The organism is Faecalibacterium sp. An58 (assembly GCF_002161515.1).
Taxonomy (GTDB): Bacteria; Bacillota; Clostridia; order Oscillospirales; family Ruminococcaceae; genus Faecalibacterium; species Faecalibacterium avium.
In genome coordinates, this window is the sequence record NZ_NFHX01000003.1 from 169,188 (window position 1) to 189,990 (window position 20,803).

A 20,803-nucleotide genomic window follows, 5' to 3' on the forward strand; every position below is an offset into this window, starting at 1 on the left:
TGGACAGGACACATACAGGGAAATTTAGCACTGAGAGTGTGCGAGCCGCTTTGCGGCGAGTGCGCGGTTCAGTGCTAAATTTTGTCCCTAGGGGGATATTAGGGGGAAAGAATTTCTGACCTGCGCAGCAGGCAGAAATGGGTTCCCCCTAAAGCGTGTCGTTTTCGACACGCTGACGCGTACAGGAGTGAAACATTCTGCAAAGAACGGGGGCCTGCGGGGGCTTATTCAACGCTGATCATATAATAGTAGACCGGCTGGCCGCCCCGGATATGGCTGACTTCCACATGGCTGGGGCACTTGGCCTTGATCATCTCGGTGGTGCGCTCGGCGTCCTCGTCGCTGACATCGCAGCCCGAAATGACGGTGACAAAGCTGGAGTCCTTCTTGCACATGCTGCGGGCCAGACGGTAGGCGGCCTTGGTCAGGTCGTTGGAGGTGGCCACGATCTTGCCGTTCTCCAGCGACATGATCTCGCCCTTGCGGATGCGGCGGCCGTCGTACTCGCTGTCCCGGGCGGCGTAGGTGATCAGGCCGGTGGACACGTTGTCGGCCGCCTTCATCATGTTGATGGTGTTGGCCTCCACCGAAGCGGTGGGGTCAAAATTGAGCATGGCGGTGATGCCCATGGGGATGGTGCGGGTGGGCAGCACCACCACCTGGCGGTCGGCCAGCTTTTCAGCCTGCTCGGCGGCCATGATGATGTTCTTGTTGTTGGGCAGCACAAAGACGGTCTTGGCGGGCACGCTCTGGACGGCGGCCAGGATGTCCTCGGTGGCGGGGTTCATGGTCTGCCCGCCCGACACCACGGCGTCCACAGCCAGGTCGGCAAAGACGGCTTTCAGGCCCTCGCCGGCAGCCACGGCCACAAAGCCGTAGTCGCGGCTGGGATCCACGGCGGCGTAGATGAACTCGCTGGCGATGGAGTCCGAGCTGCGCTGCTTTTCGGCCTCGGCCTGCTTTTCCAGGCTCTTGCCCTGCTTCTGGCGGGCCAGGAACTGCTCGTGCATATTCTCGATCTTGAAATTGGTCAGGTAGCCGTACTTGATGGCCTCCGAGAGGATCTTGCCGGGGTCGGCGGTGTGGACATGGAGATTGATGACGTCGTCGTCCTCGATGCAGACCACGCTGTCGCCGTTGGACTCGGCAAAGGCGCGCATCTTGGCGGCGCTGGCGCCATCCTCCTTGTGGATCAGGAACTGGGTGCAGTAGCCGTTCTTGATGTCCTCCACCTTCATCAGGTCGTCGGTAAAGACGCCGCGGCCCGCGTTCTCGGTGGAAAGCTTGGCCTTGTTCTGGGGCTGGCCGGCAGAGGGGACGATGCCCTCGCCGCGGAATACCTGGCCCATCCCCTCGAAGATGATCAGGATGCCCTGGCCCCCGGCGTCCACCACGCCGGCCTTTTTCAGCACGGGCAGCAGGTTGGGGGTGTCGTCCAGGGCGCGCTGCCCGGCGTTCAGCACCAGCTCCCACAGGTCGTTCACGTCGGCGATGCCGCTGGCCCGGGCTTCCTCCGAGGCGATGCGGGCCACCGTCAGGATGGTGCCCTCGGTGGGCTTCATGACAGCCTTATAAGCGGCCTGCACGCCTTTTTCCAGGGCGCAGACCAGGTCCTCGGCCCCGGCCTCCTTCTTGCCCTCCAGAGCCTTGGAAAAGCCCCGGAACAGCAGGCTGGTGATGACGCCCGAATTGCCGCGGGCGCCCCGCAGCATGGCGGAAGCGGCGGTCTTGGCCGCCTCGCCCACGGTGCAGTCGTCGCCCAGGGCCTGCAGCTCGGGCACGGCGGCGCCGATGGTCATGCCCATGTTGGTGCCGGTATCGCCGTCGGGCACGGGGAACACGTTCAGCTCGTCCACACGGGAGCGCTGGTTGTTGATGTTGTTTGCGCCGGAGATGATGGCGTCACGCAGAATTTTACCACTAATCATTGCTTTCTACTCCTTGTCTGCCCACGGGCGCGCCCGGGGATTTGTGTTTCGTCTTTTCAGGCGATCACGTCGTCCACCGACACGATCACACGGGCCACGCGCAGGCCGGTCGAGCGCTCGACTTCGTCCTGCACCCGATGGGTGATGCTCTGAGCCGCTGTGGCGATGTTCAGCCCATAGCCGACAGCGATGTGGATCTCGATGATGAGGCGGCCGTTTTCCGAAGTGACACGGACGCCTTTTTCGGCAAAGTCCTCGCCGCGCACCAGGCTTTTGACCGTGTCGGCCACCCCCCGGGGGGCCATGGCGGCCACACCGTAGCAGTTCTTGGCGGCTTCGCCTACCAGCGTCGAAAAATACTCGGCGGAAAAGCGGACATCGCCCAAGGGTAAATGCGTAGTGATCATAATCGCTCTGCTCCTTTTATAAAAATTTTAAAGCGTTACGCTTATTCTGCATCCTGGCTGCCGCCTGTGACAGACAGCCCTGCGAGGGAATAGTAAATATCGCTGACGCTGGACAGCACTCCGCTGGTGCGGCGGTTGGACACCGTGACGCCGCCCCGCCACAGCAGGGGGATATAGGGCATCTGCTGGGCAAACACCTCCTCAAAGGCGGGGGCCGCACTGCTGTCGGCCCGCATCTGGGTGTAAGCGTCCAGCAGCTGCTGGGTGACGGACAGGCCGTACCGGGCGCTGCCGCTCCAGAACGGCGAGAGGTCAATATTATTATACAACTTCATTTCGCCGATGTACAGCTCAAATTGCCGGTCCTGCACCATCTGCAGGTAGGCGCCGAAATCATCGGCCTGGGTGACCGTGGCCTGAATGCCTGCTTCGGCCCACTGCTGCTGCAAAAGCCGGGCCGCATACACCCGGTCCGCTGAGCTGCCGCACACCAAAATACTGACGCTGGCAGGCTGGCCCTGCTGATCCCGGTAGAGGGAGGAGGCCTCGTCCCAGGTATAGCCCAGGGCGGCCATGGCCTGGGGCAGATCTTCGGTTTCGGCTTCGGCGGAGATGACCTGCTTGCCCTGGACACAGGGGTACAGGCTGTTGATGGCGCCGGTGGCAGGGCTGGCGCTGGCAAACCGGCCGGAAAGCTCGGTCCGGGAGAGGGCGGCACTGAGGGCGGCCCGGCCCTGGCTGGTGGCGCACAGGGGATTGTCGGATGAGCCGTTCACCCCCAGGAACAGCAGGGTATTGGTGCGGAAATAATTCTCGGAGGTGGCCACCGCCGAGGAGGCGCTCTCCTCGGCCAGGTAAAAGCTGATCTGTCCCATGGCCAGCTGGCTGACCAGTTCGGCGTAGTCGCTGACGGCGGTCAGCCAGATGGTGTCGGGACCTTCCTGGGGGAAGGGGGCCCGGTCGTTGCGGACCAGGGTGACGTCCTGGCGGCCATAGGTGTACCGGCCGCTGGGGGTGGGCCGCTGGGAAGCCGTCTCGGCAGCCTTCAGGATGGGCAGGTCCAGCAGGTAGCCGAACAGACTGTCGGGCTGGACCAGGGTGAGTACCACCGTATCGCTGCCCACCGCCTGGGCGTCGGCCATGTTGGCCAGCCGCCCGCTGTAAAAGGTGCTGGCCTTGGCCGCCAGCAGGCTGGCCGCCACATCCTGGGCGGTGATGGGCGTGCCGTCGGCAAAGGTGCACCCCTGCCGCAGCTGGATGGTGACCGTGAGGCCGCTGGAGGTGATGGAATCGGCCAGCCGCATCTCCAGCTGCATCCGGGGGGAGATGACCGCCAGCTTTTCAAACAGCAGCCCGGCCACCTGTTCGGTGAGGGTGTTGGTGTCCAGATAGGGATTGTAGCTGCCCTCGCTGACCGCAATGGCGAAGCGGGCGGGCAGGTTCTCGCCGGCGCCGTCCTGGGAGGAGGCGGGGCTTTCCTGTTCGGAGGAGGGCTGGAGGATCGCCGGACGTGTGCAGCCGGCCAGCACAAGGCAGGCCAGCGCCGCCGCCGCGGCTCGCAGGCGCAGAGGGGTGGGATGTGTCAGGTGCATGGGGATCACCAGCCTCCTTTGGCAAAAATTCGACACCGCTGCCTGCTATACTGGAACAGGCGGGGCGCGTCCCTGAGACACTTGATGAAACTAGTATAGCACAAAAACGCAGCTTGTGCATGGATTTGGCGTGGATTTTAAAATGGGGCAGTTCCAGTTGTGAATAAAATCTAAAAAATCTGTGCGGAACTTTATTTCGATGTGTAAAAGTGCTAAAATTATAACAGAAAGGGGGCGGGCATCATGGACGCGGACCCCTGCGGCATCTTTATGCCGCGGCCCAAAGAATGAACCATGCGGCAAATAACATAAGCAGGAGCTCTTTTTATGAATATTTTGTTTTTCCTCTCTCCCAAGCAGGATCTGATGTATGTGTATGAGGACTTCACCCTCCGTCAGACCCTGGAAAAATGGGAGAACAACCGCTATGCATCCATCCCCATCCTGAACCGGAAGGGCGGCTATGTGGGCACCCTGACCGAAGGGGACATCCTGTGGGGGCTCAAGCGGTATCACGGGCTGGACATCGAAGGGGCGGAAGATATCCCCATCAGCAGCTTTGAACGCAAGCGGGATTACCTGCCCGTCACGGTGAACACCAGCATGGACCAGCTGGTGGAGGCCGCCATGAACCAGAACTTTGTGCCGGTGGTGGACGACCGCGGCGTCTTTATCGGCATCGTCCGCCGGCAGGCTATCATCAAATACTGCTACGACAAGTCCCGCCAGGCCGAACAGGCCGGCCGCCGCGTGCAGGCCCCCGCCAGCGCCGCTCTGCAAATCTGACTGAAAGAATACCGCGCCCCCGCAGGTGCAGCCCGCCGGGGGCGTTTTTCTGCGTAAAAAAGCCCAAAAAAGATTTGAAAGTGTAAATTATAGGACTTTTGTTCTGCTATTCTGTACACAACAGGAGGGGGAAAGGCCCCCTGCCAGCACCGTACAGAGAGGAGAGACAAAAGATGAGCGACATCGAGATCCGGTATGTGGGCGGCCATGTGGAAGTATACAGCAGGAATGGAGCGTTCCTCTTTTCTGCGGATACCATGCGGGAAGCTATGGAGGAACTGGAAAGCTGAAACCGCTTTCCTATACTATTTATATAAATAAATACAACTTTCTCTTGAAAAGGACAAAAGCCCTGTCTTTCCAACAGGGCTTTTGCAGTTTCAGCGCAGGGCACTCCCGCCGCCGATGGGCAGGGTCACGCCATTGATCCGGGCGGCATCTTCGCTCAGCAGGAACAGCATGGCGGGCACCACCTCCTCCGGATGGACCGCAGCGGGGTCGCCGGCGGTGTCCTCGGTCAGCAGGGGACCGGGGGCGATGCAGTTGACGGTGACGCCGCTGGAGGCGTACTCCGCCGCCAGGGAGCGGGCCAGCCCCTCCAGAGAGCTCTTGACGATGGCGGTGCTGGCCATCTGGGCCGCGGGGACGCCTCCGGTCAGGAACAGGACCCGGCCGCTCCCGGCCTGGGCCATCCGGGGCAGGAAGGTCTTGCACAGCAGCAGGGCGCTGTCCAGCTGGACGGCCCGGTCATCGGCAAAGCGCTCCTCGTCAAAATAGGCGTAAGCGGTCTGGATGGGGCGCAGGCCGGGCAGGTGGATGATGTGGGTGGGGGCGGGGTAGGTGTCCACCAGGTCGCTGAGGAAAGCGCGCACCGCCAGCGGCTGGGTGAAGTCCGCGTCATACGGACGGATGAAGCCGGGCCGGGCCTGGCACAGACTGGCCAGCCGGGCCAGGTCGCCGCAGCCCTGAGCCAGGATCAGGTCCCCCTCGGCCAGAGTGGGCAGCAGCCGTTCCATCAGGGCCAGGCCCAGAGGGGAGGTGGCGCCGGTGATCAGATAGGTCTTGGACATGAAAAGTCCCTCCTGTAACATTTTACATGGTGCTTACAAGTCAGTATAACCTAACAGGAGGGGCTGTGTCAACCGGCAGGGGCCGTTCAGGCGCCCAGATCCTCCAGAAGGGTCTCCAGTTCCTGCCGGTCCCAGACCAGATAGCCGGCTTTGAACTGCAAAGCGTCCTGTTCGGGCAGCAGGTTGATATAGATATCGGTCAGCTCCAGACGCTGGCGGGGCACCCCGTCGGCGGTGCAGCTGTATACCGCCAGCCGGCCCCCCTCGTCGCAGAGGTAATAGCCGGCGGGATCTTCCCGGACGCCGGACAGGGAGTTGCCTGCCCGCAGGGCCGGGCTGTCCGCGTCCCTGCTGCCTGAGGCGCTCGAACTGCCCTGGCTGTTCCGGGGCGGCATGGCGGCGATCCAATACAGGCTGAACACGATGGTGAAGGCACACAGGCCATAAAAGATACAATACCAGAGTTTGCGCATAAAGCCGGGCTCCTTTCGGGGTAGAAGATCCCAAAGCACTGTTCCGTCCCGCCCTGTATCCGCATCCTTTGGCGGACATCGCAGTATGTTTGGACTTCTCAGATACACCCTAGTATGGGCAAAAGAGGCGCATTTCACACAATAGACGCCAATTTTCACAGCGGAGAGCTGTACTTTCACCCGCGAACTGTGTTATAATACTTCCATCCGACCATTTGACTGTGTTTGGCCGCGCCTGCTTGGAGAGGCGCGGCGCGCGGCTGTACAGAGAGGGCCGCAGATGTTCGTCCGTCCCATGGCGGCGGGCGGGAAAAGGATCGAGAAGGATAAGGAGGCGGTTTAGATCGCTATGAATGAGATAAGGCGTATTCACCGCAGCGACAGCGAGGGGGCCGGCCGCAGCGCCGCCACGGGCTCGGGCCGCAGGGTGAACACCACCCGCAGCAGGAAAGAAGCCCTGCCGCCCTCCTCGGGGGGCGGGCGGCGCCCTGCAGAACCCCCTGCCGGGGGCAAAGGGTCCAGTGGCAAGGGGCCCAAAAAGGAAAAGAAGGGCCACCCCATCCTGCGGGGGATCTTCCGACTGTTCGCCACCCTGTTCTGCCTGGGTGTGATGGCAGGCTGTGCTCTGGTGGTCTGCGCTGTGTTCTATGTGGTGCAGGCCACCGCCAACGACGGCGATCTGCTGAACCTGGACAGCATCGAGCTGAGCCAGTCCAGCGTCGTGGTGGCCACCGACCCGGATACGGGCCAGCAGGTGGAGTATGCCACCCTCCGCTCCAGCAACAGCCACCGGATGTGGGTGGACCTGGAGCAGATCCCCACCTATTTGCAGTATGCCTTCATCTGCACCGAGGACAAGGACTTCTACAACGAGCCGGGCTTCAACCTGAAGCGGACCGTGGGCGCCATGATCAACGAGTATATCGTGCCCATTTACAGCGGCAGGCAGGGCGCGTCCACCATCGAGCAGCAGCTGATCAAAAACCTGACCGGCGATGACAGCGCCAGCGGCATCGAGGGCGCGCTGCGCAAGCTGCGGGAGATCTACCGGGCGTACACCCTGTACCGCAACTATTCCAAAGAGACCATCCTGGAGGCCTACCTGAACACCATCAGTTTCACCGGCACCATCCAGGGCGTGCAGACGGCGGCGCTGGAGTATTTCAACAAGGACGTCAGTCAGCTGACCCTGTGGGAATGCGCCGCCATCGCCTCCATCACCAACAACCCCACCAACTACAATCCCCGCACCAACCCCGAAAACCTCATCAACCGGCGCAACTATGTGCTGTACAATATGTGGGACCAGGGGATCATCAGCGAGGAAGTCTACCGGGACGCCATCGCCCAGCCGCTGGTGCTGGCGGAGGAGGATGTCTCCCGCACCACTGCCACCAACAACTCCTATTTCACCGACGCCCTGTTTGAAGAAGTGGTGCAGGACATCATGGAGAAGGAGGGCATCACCGAGGCTGCGGCCCAGCAGATGCTGTACACCGGCGGCTTTACCATCGAAGCCACCGTCAACCCCAAGATCCAGACCCAGATGGAAGAGCTGATGCTCAACACCGACGACGCCTATTTCCCAGCCGGCTGGCATGAGGAGGAAGTATCCGCCCTGTCGGAGGACGATATCCCGGTCTACAACGACGACGGTACCCTCAAGACCACCACCGCCGAGGACGGCACGGTGACCTATTACCGCAATGTGCGCACCCAGGCTGCCATGGTCATGCTGGACTACGACGGCAATGTGGTGGCCATGGTGGGCGGCCTGGGTGAAAAGACCCAGGACCTGACCCTCAACCGGGCTTACAGCGTCACCCGGCAGACCGGTTCGGCCATCAAGCCCATCGGCGCCTATGCGCTGGGCATCGAGTATGGGCTGGTCAACTGGTCCACCATGCTGAACAACTCCCCCCTCTACCTCAAGAGCGACATGGTCATCCGCAACGATGACTACTGCCGCCAGCACGGGCTGTCGGGCCTGTCGGACGAGGCGCTGCGGGCCTATCCCAACGCCTGGCGCAACTGGCCCCAGAACTACGGCGGCAACTACGGCGACAACCGGGACGTGCCTTTGTGGAACGGCCTGGCCCGTTCGCTGAACACCATCGCGGCCCGGGTGGGAGACCTGGTGGGCGCCAGCACCATCTTCAATTTTGCCTACAACACCCTCCAGCTGGATACCCTGGATCCGGTGAACGATGTCGGCCTGGCCCCCATGGTGATGGGCAGCCAGACCCACGGCGTCACCCCCATGGCCCTGGCGGCCGCCTTCCAGATCTTCTACGACGGGCAGTACACCACACCCCACTTGTACACCCGCATCCTGGACCGGGACGGCAACATCTATCTGGAGAACAACGCCACCAGCTACCAGGCCCTGACCCCCCAGACCGCCACCATCATGAACCAGCTGCTGCAGAACGTGCTGTACAGCAGTGTGGGCACCGCCGCCGGACGCTATCCCACCACCGGGAATATGCGTTCCTTCGGCAAGACGGGCACCACCACCGATGAGCGCGACCTGTGGTTCGTGGGCGGTACGCCATACTATGTGACCGCTGTGTGGTGGGGTTACGACTCCCCCTACGACATGACCCGCACCCTGGGCAGCCAGGCCCGGACCCGCACCTGCGTGGAGGCCTGGAAGGCCCTGATGAACGTGGTGCAGGAAGGCTATGAGTACAAGGAGTTCCCCATGGCGGACGGCGTGGTCCAGCGCAGCTACTGCACCGAGAGCGGCCTGCTGGCCACCTCCGGCTGCCCCGGCACAGCGGTGGGCTACTACAACGCCAACGATCTGCCTGCCGCCTGCAATTATGACCACTCGGGCGGTGTGGTGCCCACCCAGCTGGACACGACCGGCATCGACACCGACTGAGCATTTCGGCAACGGGAGCGGCGCTTCACAACAGAAAACTGGCCAATCTGCCAAAATCGCATCCGTCCTCTTGCAATGCAGGGGGGCGGATGCTATTATATTTCCTGCGAGAACAGTTGTGCTTGAGAGGTGAACAGATTGGAGCGCCGATTTTATCTGGTGGACGCCCAGGTGCTGCCCGAGGTCTTTTTGAAAGTCATCCGTGCCAAGGAACTGCTGGCCAGCGGCCAGGCGCGGAACATCTCAGCTGCGACCCGCAGTGTGGGGCTGTCCCGCAGTGCATTTTATAAGTATAAGGACTGCATATTCGATTCGGAGAACGGGCGGGAGCTGATCACCGTCATGGCGACTTTGCGGGATGAGACCGGCGCGCTGCAAAGCCTGCTGGCCGGCATCAGCAGCGCAGGGGCCAGCATCGTCACCATCAACCAGGCCACCCCCGAGAACGGCACGGCCCAGGTGGCGGTGACCATCCGCACCGACACCATGCAGATGACCCCCGACGAGCTGGCCGCCATGCTCTCCCGCCAGAGCACGGTGGTGGGGGTGCGTTTGGGGTATGATTTGTAAGACGCTGTCAATCACGCAAGGATAGGAGCGAGGGCAAGACTTATGGCTAAGATCGCAATTTTAGGGTTTGGCACCGTGGGCAGCGGCGTGTACGAGGTATTGCAGCACAACGCCGCAAGCGTTGCACGCCGCGCCGGCGAACCGGTGGAGGTCAAATATATTCTGGATGTGCGGGATTTCTCGTCCCGGCCCGACGGCCATCTGTTCGTCAAGAACATCGATGTGATCCTGGCCGACCCTGAGGTCAAGGTGGTGGTGGAGACCATCGGCGGCACCCGCTTTGCCTATCCCTATGTCAAGCAGGTGCTGGCCAGCGGCCGCAGTGTATGCACCTCCAACAAGGAGATGGTGGCCACCTATGGCGCCGAGCTGCTGGCCCTGGCCAAAAGCCATGGCTGCGCCTTTTTGTTTGAAGCTTCGGTGGGGGGCGGCACCCCCATCATCACTCCCATGCACCAGTGCCTGGCGGCCAATGTCATCACCGAGGTGGAGGGCATCGTCAACGGCACCACCAACTTTATGCTGACCAAGATGGCCCGGGAGAACATGAGCTTTGACCAGGCCCTCAAGATCGCCCAGCAGCTGGGCTATGCCGAGACCAAAGACCCCGGCGACGATGTGGACGGCCGGGACGCCTGCCGCAAGATCGCCATTCTGGCCTCTCTGGTGTGCGGCCATCACATTTACCCCCAGAACATCCCCACCCGGGGCATCCGGGACATCACGGTGGCCGACGTGCAGGCCGCGGGCAAGCTGAACTGCGTCATCAAGCTGATCGCCTGGATGAAGCTGCTGCCCGGCGGCGAGGTGGCCGCCGGCGTGGAGCCCTGCTTGGTGCCCCGCTCCAACCAGCTGGCCGGCGTGGATGATGTGTTCAACGCGGTCAAGGTGCGGGGCGATATGCTGGGCGACGTGGTCTTTTACGGCAAGGGCGCAGGCAAACTGCCCACCGCCAGCGCGGTGGTGGCCGACGTGGTGGACGCCCTCAAACGCGGGGCGCGCGTCCACGATACCCTGTTCTGGCAGCCCGCCGCCCCGGCGGAAGGGATGCTCACCGACCCGGCCCCTGCGGCATACTATGTGCGTGTGGAGGGGGCCGCCCCGGCGGTGGTGCAGGCCATTTACGGGGAAGGCCAGCTGGTGGCGGAGCAGTATGACGGCTGCGCTTACCGGGTGGCCCGGGCCGACGGTCCCGCCCTGGAGGCGGCAGCCGGCAAGATCCAGGCGGTGGGAGGCAGCGTCCGGCTGGTGCTGCGCCTGCTGCCCGAGGAAGAATAAAGAGGGGAGGGCCCGCAGATGAAGATCAAAGTATCCGTCCCGGCCACCAGCGCCAACGTCGGCGCCGGCTTTGACGCTTTGGGCCTGGCCGTGACCCTGTACAATACGGCTGTATTCGAGGAGAGCGACCGGCTGGACATCTCGGCGGCCGACGGCACCCGCATCCCCCGCAACGAGACGAACCTCATCTACCGCTCGGCCAGGATGCTGTTCGACCGGGTGGGCAAAAAGATGCCCCCCCTCAGGATCGTGCAGACCAACCCCATCCCCATGGCCAGGGGCCTTGGCTCCTCCTCCGCCTGCATCATCGCAGGACTGCTGGGGGCCAACCGGATGCTGGGGGATGTGCTGAACACCCAGGAACTGCTGACCCTGGCCACCGCCATCGAGGGCCATCCCGACAACGTGGCCCCGGCTCTGCTGGGCGGCCTGACGTCCAGCGTGTTTGAGGGGGGACAGGTCTATTCGGTCAAGCGGGACGTGGACCCCAGCCTGTGCTTTGCAGCGGTGGTGCCCGACTATAAATTGCTCACCGAGGCGGCCCGGGCGGCCCTGCCCGCCCAGGTGCCCCACAAGGACGCGGTGTACAATTTGTCCCGGGCGGCCCTGCTGCCCGCGGCTTTCTGCGACGGACGGCATGACCTGCTGCCCATCGCCACCGAAGACCGCCTGCACCAGCCCTACCGCATCCCCCTGATGCCCGGCTCCAAAGAGGTGTTCGCCCTGGCAAAACAGTGCGGGGCCCTGGCCGTGTATGTATCGGGGGCGGGCAGCACTGTCATGGCGGTGGCCGAGCGCAGCGGCGCAGAGGCCTTCTATGCAGGGATGGAACAGGGACTGGAAGCCCTGGAGGGCCTGGACGGATGTGAAGGGTTCACACTGCTGCGCCTGGATGCCGACAACACCGGCGCCACAGTGGAATGACCAAAGTAGAGGGAAGCTGGAAGCAAGACCCCCTGCCTTTGGACAGAGGATGAGAAAGAGGAGAGTGACAAGTATATGGCGTTGATCGTACAGAAGTTCGGCGGGTCGTCCGTGCGGGACCGCGAGCGCATTTTCAACGTGGCGCGCATCGTGGCCAATACCCACAACGCGGGCAACGACGTAGTGGTGGTGGTGTCTGCCCAGGGCGATACCACCGATGACCTGATCGCGAAGGCGGCGGAGATCACCCACAACCCCTCCGCCCGGGAAATGGATATGCTGCTGGCCACCGGCGAGCAGATCAGCATCGCGCTGCTGGCCATGGCCCTGAACGAGATCGGCTGCCACGCCACCAGCCTGACCGGCTGGCAGGCGGGTTTCCGCACCAACCGGGCCTACACCAAAGCCCGCATCACCCGGATGGAGACCGAGCGGATCACCTCGGAGCTGGCCCGCAACCGCGTGGTGGTGGTGGCCGGCTTCCAGGGCATCAACAAGCTGGATGATATCACCACCCTGGGCCGGGGCGGCTCGGACACCAGCGCGGTGGCCATTGCCGCGGCCCTGCACGCCGACCGCTGCCAGATCTACACCGATGTGGAGGGCGTGTACACCGCCGACCCGCGCAAGGTCCGCAATGCCCGCAAGCTGCCCGAGATCACCTTTGACGAGATGCTCGAGCTGGCCTCGCTGGGCGCGCAGGTGCTGAACAACCGCAGCGTGGAACTGGCCAAAAAGTACAATGTGGAGCTGGAGGTGCTCTCCAGCCTGAATCCGATGCCCGGCACACTGGTTAAGGAGGTTGCAAAGGATATGGAAGGTATGCTGATCAAGGGTGTTGCAAAGGACACCGACGTCGCCGTCATCACCATCATGAACGTGCCCGACGAGCCCGGCATGAGCTTTAAGATCTTCGGGATGCTGGCACAGAAGAACATCAACGTGGACATCATCCTGCAGTCCACCGGCCGCGACGGCAAGAAGGACGTCATCTTCACCTGCTCCCAGGGGGATGCGCCCGTCGCCATGCGCGCCCTGAAGGAGAGCGCCAAATTCAACCAGGTCAGCTGTGACAACAGCTACGCCAAGGTATCCATCGTGGGCGCCGGTATGCAGAGCCACAGCGGCGTGGCCGCCAGTATGTTCGAGGCCCTGGCCAACAACAACATCAATATCCACATGATCTCCACCAGTGAGATCAAGATCTCCTGCATCATCGACAGGGAAGAAGCGGACCGCGCCGTCAGCGCCATCCACGACAGCCTGTTCGACTGAACCTGAGAAAAGCCCCCCGGCCGCCCACTGTTGGCGGCCTTTTTTGTGCCCGGCGGGGTTTGTCCATGGTTTTTTCACCCTTTCCGCCGTTTACACGGGCCGGGAAAAGCGGTATACTAAGACGTATCTGAGAGCTCCGTGCGGCGTTACCGGGGGCTTTCGGAAATGCAGAGGGACCGCCCGGCCCGCCAGCGGCGCAGGGGCAAACCTCAATACCAAGTGATGGAGCGAACATGGAACAAAAACAGCAACCTACGGCGCAGCCCTCCCGGCCACGCCTGACACGCCAGCAGTGGCTGGCCCGCCGGCGGCGGCGCAGGCTGCGCCTGATCCGCAACTGGATCCTCTTTCTGTCGCTCTGCGGACTGGTGGTGGGCCTGATGACCGGGCTGATCTTGTGGGTGCTGCCCCGCGTCAGCCGCCTGCTGGCCGGACGGCAGGAGTTCACTGCCCCCAGCTATGATCTGAGCGGCTATGTCTTTGACGGGAGCGACCCCTATCTGGTGCTGGTCAACAACAACCTGCCGCTGGAGCAGGCGCAGGAGCCTGCCCTGGCGGTGGCTGACGACGCCACCGGCCAGCAGCTGGAGACTGCCGCCGCCGCGGCCTACCGGCAGATGGCCCAGGCCGCCGGGGAAGTGGGGGTTCATCTGGTTCTGGTGGAGGGATACCAGGACCAGCAGCGCCGGCAGGAACAGTTCGACGCCCGCAAACAGGCTTATCTGGACCAGGGGATGACGGAGGAGGAGGCCCAGGCCCGGGCCTCGGCCATCGTGCCCCAGCCCGGCTGCAATGAGAGCGGCACCGGCCTTGCCGCCGATATCCTGTCGGAGGAGTACGATTCGCTGGACACCGGCTTTGAGAACACCGACGCTTTCCAGTGGCTGCGGGCCTACGCCGCCGACTACGGCTTTATCCTGCGGTGGCCGCAGGATTGCCAGGCTGCCACCGGCATGGTGTACCAGCCCTGGCACTGGCGGTATGTGGGGGTGGAGAACGCCCGAGCCATCGCCGCCAGCGGCCTTTCGCTGGAAGAATTTCTGGCGGTCAACCAGCTGAGTTGACCCACTTTGCGGCCCGGAACCCCCGGGCCAGGAGGACACAGATTGGAACGTAAACAGCTTGCACCTGGGGTGCATCTCTCATATGACCCGGCCGAAAAGCTCAACCGCTGCCGGATCAGCATCCATTTTACCTTTCCCGCCCGGCGGGATACCGCCACGGCCCACGCCCTGCTGCCCCTTGTGATGGAGCGGGGCTACGCGGGCTGCCCCGACATGACCGACCTGACCAAGCGCCTGGCCCGGCTGTATGGGGCTGACCTGACGGTGGACGGCCGCCCCATGGGGGCCAACCGCAACCTGTGCATCAGCGTCAGCGGCATCAAGGACTGGTTTGCCCTGGCCGGGGAGGACCTGTGCGGGGCCTATTTGGAGCTGGCGCTGGGGGTGGCCTTTCACCCCTGCATCCGGCAGGGCGCCTTTGACCCGGAGGCGGTGGCCATCGAAAAGCAGATGCTGCGCCAGTCTCTGGAGGACGAACTGAACGACAAACGCCTGTACTGTATGCGCCAGGCGGCCCGGGTGTTTTATGGGGACAGCCCCATGGGCATCCGCCAGGAAGGCTATCTGGAGGAAGTGGAGGGGCTGGACGGCCTGGCCCTGGCCCAGGCATACCGGGAAATGGTGGACAGCGCCGCCATCGAGGTGATGGTCCTGGGCTGCACCCCCGGCCAGGCGCAGCGGGTGGAGCAGGCTTTTCTGGCCGAGCTGGCCGCCGTCTGCCGCCGGCCCCGGGCCGTGGCCCCCTTTATGGCCATGCCCCGCCAGCAGACAGTACATAAGACCGAGTATTTTGACATGGTGCAGGCCAAGCTCTGTATGGCGTTCACCCTGGGCCGGCCCATGGACCTCAAGGAAATGGCCGCTTACAGGCTGGCCATGGCCTTGTATGGGGGGAGCGTCACCAGCCGGCTGTTCCTCCATGTGCGGGAACGGGATAACCTGTGCTACTACTGCTCCTCCTCGTTCCAGAGCTTTACGGGCAGCATGACCGTCAACAGCGGGGTGGAACCTGGCAACGCCGCCCGGGCGGAGGAGGCCATCCAGGAAGAACTGGCCGACCTGTGCACCGGGCCCATCACCCCCCAGGAGCTGGAGGACTGCCGCCGGGGCCTGATCGCCGGACTGGAAGGGGTAGAAGATTCCCTGGGTGGTCTGGAGAGCTGGTATGCCATGGAGATCATCCGGGGCGGCCCCATCACCACGCCGGCCCAGGCCCGGGCCGACCTGGCCGCCGTCACGGAGGACCAGGTGCGGGCGGTGCTGCGCCGGTTCAGCCTGTCGGTGAGCTATCTGCTGACACGGAAGGAGGGGCCCTATGTCTGACCATCTGCGCGCTGTGCTGGACTGTGCCGGCAACCAGCGCTATCTGCTGCCCTCGGGACTGACGGTGCTGGTGCGGCCCATGCCGGGCTACGCCGCCGCTCATGCCATCGTGGCGGCCCGCTTCGGCTCCATCGACGTCCATTTCCGGCTGGGGGATCAGGAGCTGACCCTGCCGGCCGGTGTGGCCCACTACCTGGAGCACAAGATGTTTGAAGACCAGGAGGGGGACGCCTTTGCCAAGTTCGCCCGCACCGGGGCCAACGCCAACGCCTTCACCAGCTTTGACCGCACCTGCTACTATTTCACCGCTACCAGCCAGGTGGAGGAAAGCCTGGACGTGCTGCTGGAGATGGTGACCCATCCCTATTTCACCCCCGAGACGGTGGCCAAGGAGCAGGGCATCATTGCCCAGGAGATCAAAATGTACGAGGACAGCCCCGACTGGAGGCTGATCACCGAGCTGTGCCAGTGCCTGTACCACAGCCATCCCATCCGCAGCGACATCGCGGGCACCTGCGAGAGCATCGCCCGCATCACCCCCGGGATGCTGTACGACTGCTGCCGGGCCTTTTACGCTCCTTCCAATCTGGTGCTGGCGGCCGCCGGCAATATCACCGCCGAACAGGTGCTGGAAGCCTGCGCCCGGGCCGGGCTGGATCAGCCCGCCGCAGCGCCGGCGGCCCAGCGGATCTGGGCGGATGAACCCATGACCCTGGTGCAGACGGAAAAGACCCTGCATATGGCGGTGGCAAAGCCCTGCTTTGGGGTGGGATTCAAGGAGGAACCCCTGGCCCCCGGGGACGGGCGCACCGAGGCGCTGTACGACCTGGTGCTGTGCTGCCTGTGCGGGGGAATGTCGGGACTGTACCGCCGCCTCTACGACCAGGGCCTGGTCAATCCGGGCTTTGGAGGAGAAGTGCTGCGGGTGGACGGGTGCTGCTGCATCCTGTTCACCGGGGAGAGCGACCAGCCCGACACCGTCCGGCAGCTGCTGCTCGAGGAGATCGAGCGGATCCGCAGCCAGGGGGTGGACCGGGAGATCTTTACCCTGTGCAAAAACGAAAAATACGGCCAGCTGGTGGAAAATCTGGAGAACGTGGAGGACGCCGCCAGCCAGATGGCGGACTTCGCCCTGCTGGGGCAGACGGTGGCCCAGCAGATCGAGATGCTGGCCGGCTTGACCGCTGAGGACGCCGACCGGGCCATGCAGGGGATCCTGCGGCCCGAGCGCATGGCCTATGTCAAGATCCTGCCTGGCGATGCCGGGGCGGGAACAGAGGAGGAATGAGACAATGTCGAACCTTGTTACTTTCCCGGGGCTGGGATTGAGCTTTGAGGTCAACCGGGTGGCCTTTACCATTGGCGGCATCAATATCTACTGGTATGGCGTGCTGATCGCCTTGGGCATCGTGCTGGCGATCCTGTTCGCCTTCCGCCACTGCACCGAGTTTGGGATCGATGGGGACGGCCTGACCGACGTCGTCGTTGTCGGCGTGATCATGGGCATCCTGTCGGCCCGGGCCTATTATGTGGCCATGGCGCCCTTTTCGTACGACAGCATCTGGGATATGCTCTCCATCCGGGACGGCGGCCTTGCCATCTACGGCGGCATCATCGGCGCGGTGGTCTTTGGTTCCCTGGGCTGTAAATGGCGCAGACTGCCGGTGCTGCCGGTGCTGGACCTCACGGGCATATGCTTTCTGATCGGCCAGTGCATTGGCCGCTGGGGCAACTTTGTCAACCAGGAGGCATTTGGCTGCAACACCACCCTGCCCTGGGGGATGTACAGCGCCGCCACCGAGGCATACCTCAGGGGCAGCACCGTCACCGCCCCCGCCGGGGTGACCATCGACCCCACCATGCCGGTGCACCCCACCTTTTTGTATGAGAGCCTGTGGTGCCTGGTGGGCTTTGTGCTGCTGCGGCTGTATATGAAGTACCGCCGCTTCAACGGGGATATGGCCCTGCTGTACGCCATCTGGTATGGCGCCGGCCGCTTCTGGATCGAGGGACTGCGCACCGACAGCCTGCTGCTGGTGCCCTCTCTGGGGCTGCGCGCCTCCCAGCTGCTGGCGGCCGTGGCCGTGGTGGGCGGCCTGATCGCCGAGTTGATCCTCAGCCGCAGGTACCGCAACCAGGCTTTGATGGTCCATCTGGCCGTCACCGCCGACAACCGCAAGCTGCAGCGTCAGGTGGCCAAAAAAGAGGGAATCGCAATGGACGCCGTGGTCCTGCCGGTGGAGGAAGCCTACGCCGCTTTGCCCCGCAGGGAATTTCTGACCCGCACCGCGGCCTACAATGTCCGCATCAAGGAGATGCTGGAGGCCCGGCTGCAGGACGGCGCTCCCGGACAGGAAGAAGCTGAAAACTGATTCCGCAGGCCGCCTGTCCTGGCTGGCCAGAACTGGGTCCCGACCGTGCGCATCTGCCGCCCGGCCGGGACCTTTTTGTCTGTCTGTGCTGTCTTACAAAAATACGGCGGCTTTTTTGTGCTCTCTGCGAATGGACGCCGGGCGGCAAATGTGGTATTCTTCTTGCAGAAATCGAGGCGTTACTCCCCGGAGGCGCTACTTGCACACTTCTTTTCCCTTACATCCAGGGGCGGAGTGTTGTGGTAGGCTGCTTCAGGGGCTTTTTCTTTGTCTGCAAAAGGCTGCTGGGTTGGTTGGGGGGAAAAGTGCAAAGTGCAAATCATCAAAAAGATCAACAACAACGCGGCCCTTGGTCTGGACGGCAGCGGAACCGAAGTGGTGGTGCTGGGCAAGGGGATCGGATTTCCCGATATGCCCTATGAGCTGACCGATTACAATGCCATCCAGCGGACCTTTTACGATATGGACCCCCGCTATGTACAGATGGCGGCGGGGATCCCGTCGGCGGTGCTGGAGGCCAGCGCCGATATTGCCGAGCAGGCGGAACTGGAGCTGGAGTGCGAACTGAGCCCCAACCTGCCGTTTACCCTGGCAGACCATCTGAACTTTGCCGTTGAGCGGGTGAAAAAGGGGATCGCCCTGGCCACCCCTTTGTCCTATGACGTGCGCCACCTCTATCCCAAAGAAACGGCTCTGGGGGAAAAGGCGCTGGATATCCTGGAACAGTATACCGGCACCCGCCTGCCCGCCTATGAGGCCATCAATGTGGCGCTGCACCTGATCAACGCGGGCAGCGAGTCGGGGGATATCCACTCCATGATGATGGCCCTGAAGATCACATCCGATGTGGACGACATCATTGAAAAGGAACTGCACATCACCCTGGATAAGGACAGCTTTCAGTATTCCCGCTTTGCCATGCATCTGCGGTATCTGATCCAGCGCCTTTCCACCGGCAAACAGGTGGAGGACCAGGGGGTGGGCCTGCTGGGCCAGATGCGCAGGGAGTACCCCGAGGTGTACGCCTGCGCCAAAAAAGTGGTGGAGTACTTTGCTTCCACCTGGGACTGGCAGTGCAACGATGAGGAGCTTTTGTACCTGATCCTGCACATTTACCGGGTCCAGCAGAAAAACGACTGACAGGGCCGCCCGGCCTTGTCCCCAATTTTGAATGGATCGGGACGGCAGCGCGCGCCGGCCTGATGCAGATACAAAGGAGAGATTCGCCTTGGATCAACAGCAGTTTTTGCAGCAGCTCTATCCCCACTTGGGCGGGTATGCCAATGTCGGCCGGTGGCAGGCCCGGGGCGGCGAGCTGTACATCACCGTAAAAGACCGCAGCATGGTGGATCTCGAATCCATACGCAGTGTGCCGGGGGTCGCCGGGGCCCAGCTGGGCCGCAGCCGCCTGTGCATCACTGTCAGCACCCTGTATCAGGAGGAGTTACACATGGCTAAAAAAGAAAACTACGATGAGCTTGCCAAAAAGATCATCGGTCTGGTGGGCGGAGAGGAGAACATCTCCAATGTGACCCACTGCGCCACCCGTCTGCGCTTCAACCTGAAGGACGAGAGCAAAGCCGACACCGATGCCATCAAGGGCACCCCGGGCGTTTTGGGCGTGGCCTCGGCCAACGGGCAGTACCAGGTCATCATCGGACCGGAGGTCACCCAGGTGTATGAGAAGCTGACCGCCAAACTGGGGGACATGGGTGCGCCCGCATCCCCCGCCGAGGAGAAGAAGGGATCGGTGGTCAGCCGTCTGATCGACACCATCACCGGTATCTTTACCCCCATCCTGCCGCCGCTGACCGCCGCCGGTATGCTGAAAGCGGTCCTGGCGGTCCTGGTGGCCTTCAAGCTGGTCAGCAGTGATTCCAGCACCTACCAGGTGGTCAACTTCATGGCGGATGCCACCTTCTACTTCCTGCCCATCCTGCTGGCCAATTCCGCAGCCAAAAAGCTGGGCTGCAACCCCTACCTGGCCATGATGCTGGGCGGCATCCTGATCCACCCCAACTTTGTCAGTATGGTATCGGCCTCCCAGGAAAGCGGCGTGGCCATCACCATTTTCGGGCTGCCCATCTACAATGCCACCTATTCCTCGTCGGTCATCCCCATCCTGCTGGGAGTGCTGCTGATGTCCAAGGTGGAGCCTGTGGCCACCCGCATCTCCCCCAAGGCCATCCGCTTCTTCACCGCGCCCCTCATCACCATGTTCGTGGTGGGCATCGCCACCCTGTGCGTGCTGGGCCCCATCGGCTACATCATCTCCAACATCCTGGCTTCTGCCATCAACGGCCTGAGCACCATCGCCCCCTGGCTGGCTCCCACCATCATCGGCGCGCTGCTGCCGTTCCTGGTCATGACCGGCACCCACCACGCCCTGACCCCCATCGGCATCAACAACCGTATGACCATCGGCTTCGACACCATCATCTATCCGGGCCAGCTGGCTTCCAACATTGCCCAGGGCGCCGCTGCGCTGGCTGTCTCCTTTAAGACCAAGAACACCGAGCTGAAAGAACTGACCTCGTCCACCGGCATCACCGCGGTCTGCGGCATCACCGAGCCTGTGCTGTACGGCGTCACCATGAAGATCCGCACCAACATGATCGCAGCCATGGCCGGCGGCGGCGTGGGCGGCTTCTTTATGGGCCTGGTGAACACCAAGAACTATTCCGGCGGCTCCCCGGGCCTGCTGACCCTGCCCAGCTACATCGGCCTGGATGCCCCCATGAGCAATTTCTATTTCGCCTGCGCCGGCGCAGCGATCGCCTTCGTGGTGGGCTTTGCAGTGTCCTACATCCTCTACAAGGACCCCGAGAAGGAAAACTCCTGACAGAAAGGGCGT

17 protein-coding genes are annotated in these 20,803 nt (G+C 62.9%); 12 read left to right on the plus strand and 5 right to left on the minus strand.

The annotated features are described in order from the left end of the window. Positions 1-224: 224 nt before the first annotated feature. From fakA to B5G12_RS04440, 3 genes are read right to left on the minus strand one after another with little or no spacing between them, the layout of a single operon-like run. Entirely contained in the window at positions 225-1,928 is a 1,704-nt protein-coding gene (gene fakA / locus B5G12_RS04430) for a fatty acid kinase ATP-binding subunit FakA (RefSeq protein WP_087229830.1), read from the minus strand. Positions 1,929-1,984: 56 nt separating this feature from the next. Continuing rightward, entirely contained in the window at positions 1,985-2,335 is a 351-nt protein-coding gene (locus tag B5G12_RS04435; protein ID WP_087229827.1) for an Asp23/Gls24 family envelope stress response protein, read from the minus strand. Positions 2,336-2,376: 41 nt separating this feature from the next. Then, the gene (locus B5G12_RS04440; RefSeq protein ID WP_087324036.1) at positions 2,377-3,927 is read right to left on the minus strand and encodes an ABC transporter substrate-binding protein; all 1,551 of its coding nucleotides are present in this window, start codon (positions 3,925-3,927) and stop codon (positions 2,377-2,379) included. Between the two features lie 327 nt (positions 3,928-4,254). Here B5G12_RS04440 and B5G12_RS04445 point away from each other — a divergent pair, with 327 nt between their 5' ends. Further along, positions 4,255-4,713 (plus strand): CBS domain-containing protein, encoded by a 459-nt coding sequence (locus B5G12_RS04445; protein ID WP_087324037.1) that lies wholly within the window; start codon positions 4,255-4,257, stop codon positions 4,711-4,713. 380 nt (positions 4,714-5,093) lie between these two features. On the opposite strand, the gene B5G12_RS04450 is transcribed toward B5G12_RS04445, so the two are convergent. Then, positions 5,094-5,783, minus strand: coding sequence for an SDR family NAD(P)-dependent oxidoreductase (locus tag B5G12_RS04450; protein ID WP_242955929.1), 690 nt, complete (start codon positions 5,781-5,783; stop codon positions 5,094-5,096). An 86-nt stretch (positions 5,784-5,869) separates the two neighbouring features. Beyond that, complete coding sequence (locus tag B5G12_RS04455) at positions 5,870-6,256, minus strand: hypothetical protein (RefSeq protein ID WP_087324039.1); 387 nt, start codon at positions 6,254-6,256, stop codon at positions 5,870-5,872. A gap of 349 nt (positions 6,257-6,605) precedes the next feature. Between B5G12_RS04455 and B5G12_RS04460 the strand changes: the two genes are divergently transcribed. The 11 genes from B5G12_RS04460 (at position 6,606) to B5G12_RS04510 (ending at position 20,791) form a co-directional block, all read left to right on the plus strand. Beyond that, the gene (locus B5G12_RS04460) at positions 6,606-9,143 is read left to right on the plus strand and encodes a transglycosylase domain-containing protein (RefSeq protein ID WP_087324040.1); all 2,538 of its coding nucleotides are present in this window, start codon (positions 6,606-6,608) and stop codon (positions 9,141-9,143) included. 129 nt (positions 9,144-9,272) lie between these two features. Beyond that, positions 9,273-9,713: an ACT domain-containing protein gene (locus B5G12_RS04465; protein ID WP_087229809.1), complete on the plus strand. Its 441-nt coding sequence runs from the start codon at positions 9,273-9,275 to the stop codon at positions 9,711-9,713. 42 nt (positions 9,714-9,755) lie between these two features. Continuing rightward, positions 9,756-10,991 (plus strand): homoserine dehydrogenase, encoded by a 1,236-nt coding sequence (locus B5G12_RS04470; RefSeq protein WP_087229806.1) that lies wholly within the window; start codon positions 9,756-9,758, stop codon positions 10,989-10,991. 18 nt (positions 10,992-11,009) lie between these two features. Continuing rightward, complete coding sequence (gene thrB / locus B5G12_RS04475) at positions 11,010-11,915, plus strand: homoserine kinase (protein ID WP_087229803.1); 906 nt, start codon at positions 11,010-11,012, stop codon at positions 11,913-11,915. A gap of 75 nt (positions 11,916-11,990) precedes the next feature. After that, complete coding sequence (locus B5G12_RS04480; protein ID WP_087229800.1) at positions 11,991-13,190, plus strand: aspartate kinase; 1,200 nt, start codon at positions 11,991-11,993, stop codon at positions 13,188-13,190. A gap of 233 nt (positions 13,191-13,423) precedes the next feature. Then, on the plus strand, positions 13,424-14,254 hold the full coding sequence (locus tag B5G12_RS04485) for a M15 family metallopeptidase (RefSeq protein WP_087324041.1): 831 nt from the start codon (positions 13,424-13,426) through the stop codon (positions 14,252-14,254). Between the two features lie 42 nt (positions 14,255-14,296). After that, positions 14,297-15,577, plus strand: a complete 1,281-nt coding sequence (locus tag B5G12_RS04490; protein ID WP_087324042.1) for a M16 family metallopeptidase — start codon at positions 14,297-14,299, stop codon at positions 15,575-15,577. Then, the gene (gene yfmH, locus B5G12_RS04495) at positions 15,570-16,865 is read left to right on the plus strand and encodes an EF-P 5-aminopentanol modification-associated protein YfmH (protein WP_087324043.1); all 1,296 of its coding nucleotides are present in this window, start codon (positions 15,570-15,572) and stop codon (positions 16,863-16,865) included. The genes B5G12_RS04490 and yfmH overlap by 8 nt, the downstream gene beginning before the upstream one ends. A 4-nt stretch (positions 16,866-16,869) precedes the next feature. Next, positions 16,870-17,949 (plus strand): prolipoprotein diacylglyceryl transferase, encoded by a 1,080-nt coding sequence (lgt, locus tag B5G12_RS04500; protein ID WP_087324044.1) that lies wholly within the window; start codon positions 16,870-16,872, stop codon positions 17,947-17,949. A 312-nt stretch (positions 17,950-18,261) separates the two neighbouring features. Further along, positions 18,262-19,089: a PRD domain-containing protein gene (locus B5G12_RS04505; protein WP_087324045.1), complete on the plus strand. Its 828-nt coding sequence runs from the start codon at positions 18,262-18,264 to the stop codon at positions 19,087-19,089. A gap of 88 nt (positions 19,090-19,177) precedes the next feature. Beyond that, positions 19,178-20,791, plus strand: coding sequence for a PTS transporter subunit EIIC (locus B5G12_RS04510; protein WP_522731426.1), 1,614 nt, complete (start codon positions 19,178-19,180; stop codon positions 20,789-20,791). The last annotated feature ends 12 nt before the right edge of the window (positions 20,792-20,803 follow it).

Coding starts and splice junctions, on each gene's coding strand:
- fakA (WP_087229830.1), bottom strand. CDS start 1,928: ATGATTAGTGGTAAAATTCTGCGTGACGCCATCATCTCCGGCGCAAAC.
- B5G12_RS04435 (WP_087229827.1), bottom strand. CDS start 2,335: ATGATCACTACGCATTTACCCTTGGGCGATGTCCGCTTTTCCGCCGAG.
- B5G12_RS04440 (WP_087324036.1), bottom strand. CDS start 3,927: ATGCACCTGACACATCCCACCCCTCTGCGCCTGCGAGCCGCGGCGGCG.
- B5G12_RS04445 (WP_087324037.1), top strand. CDS start 4,255: ATGAATATTTTGTTTTTCCTCTCTCCCAAGCAGGATCTGATGTATGTG.
- B5G12_RS04450 (WP_242955929.1), bottom strand. CDS start 5,783: ATGTCCAAGACCTATCTGATCACCGGCGCCACCTCCCCTCTGGGCCTG.
- B5G12_RS04455 (WP_087324039.1), bottom strand. CDS start 6,256: ATGCGCAAACTCTGGTATTGTATCTTTTATGGCCTGTGTGCCTTCACC.
- B5G12_RS04460 (WP_087324040.1), top strand. CDS start 6,606: ATGAATGAGATAAGGCGTATTCACCGCAGCGACAGCGAGGGGGCCGGC.
- B5G12_RS04470 (WP_087229806.1), top strand. CDS start 9,756: ATGGCTAAGATCGCAATTTTAGGGTTTGGCACCGTGGGCAGCGGCGTG.
- thrB (WP_087229803.1), top strand. CDS start 11,010: ATGAAGATCAAAGTATCCGTCCCGGCCACCAGCGCCAACGTCGGCGCC.
- B5G12_RS04480 (WP_087229800.1), top strand. CDS start 11,991: ATGGCGTTGATCGTACAGAAGTTCGGCGGGTCGTCCGTGCGGGACCGC.
- B5G12_RS04485 (WP_087324041.1), top strand. CDS start 13,424: ATGGAACAAAAACAGCAACCTACGGCGCAGCCCTCCCGGCCACGCCTG.
- yfmH (WP_087324043.1), top strand. CDS start 15,570: ATGTCTGACCATCTGCGCGCTGTGCTGGACTGTGCCGGCAACCAGCGC.
- lgt (WP_087324044.1), top strand. CDS start 16,870: ATGTCGAACCTTGTTACTTTCCCGGGGCTGGGATTGAGCTTTGAGGTC.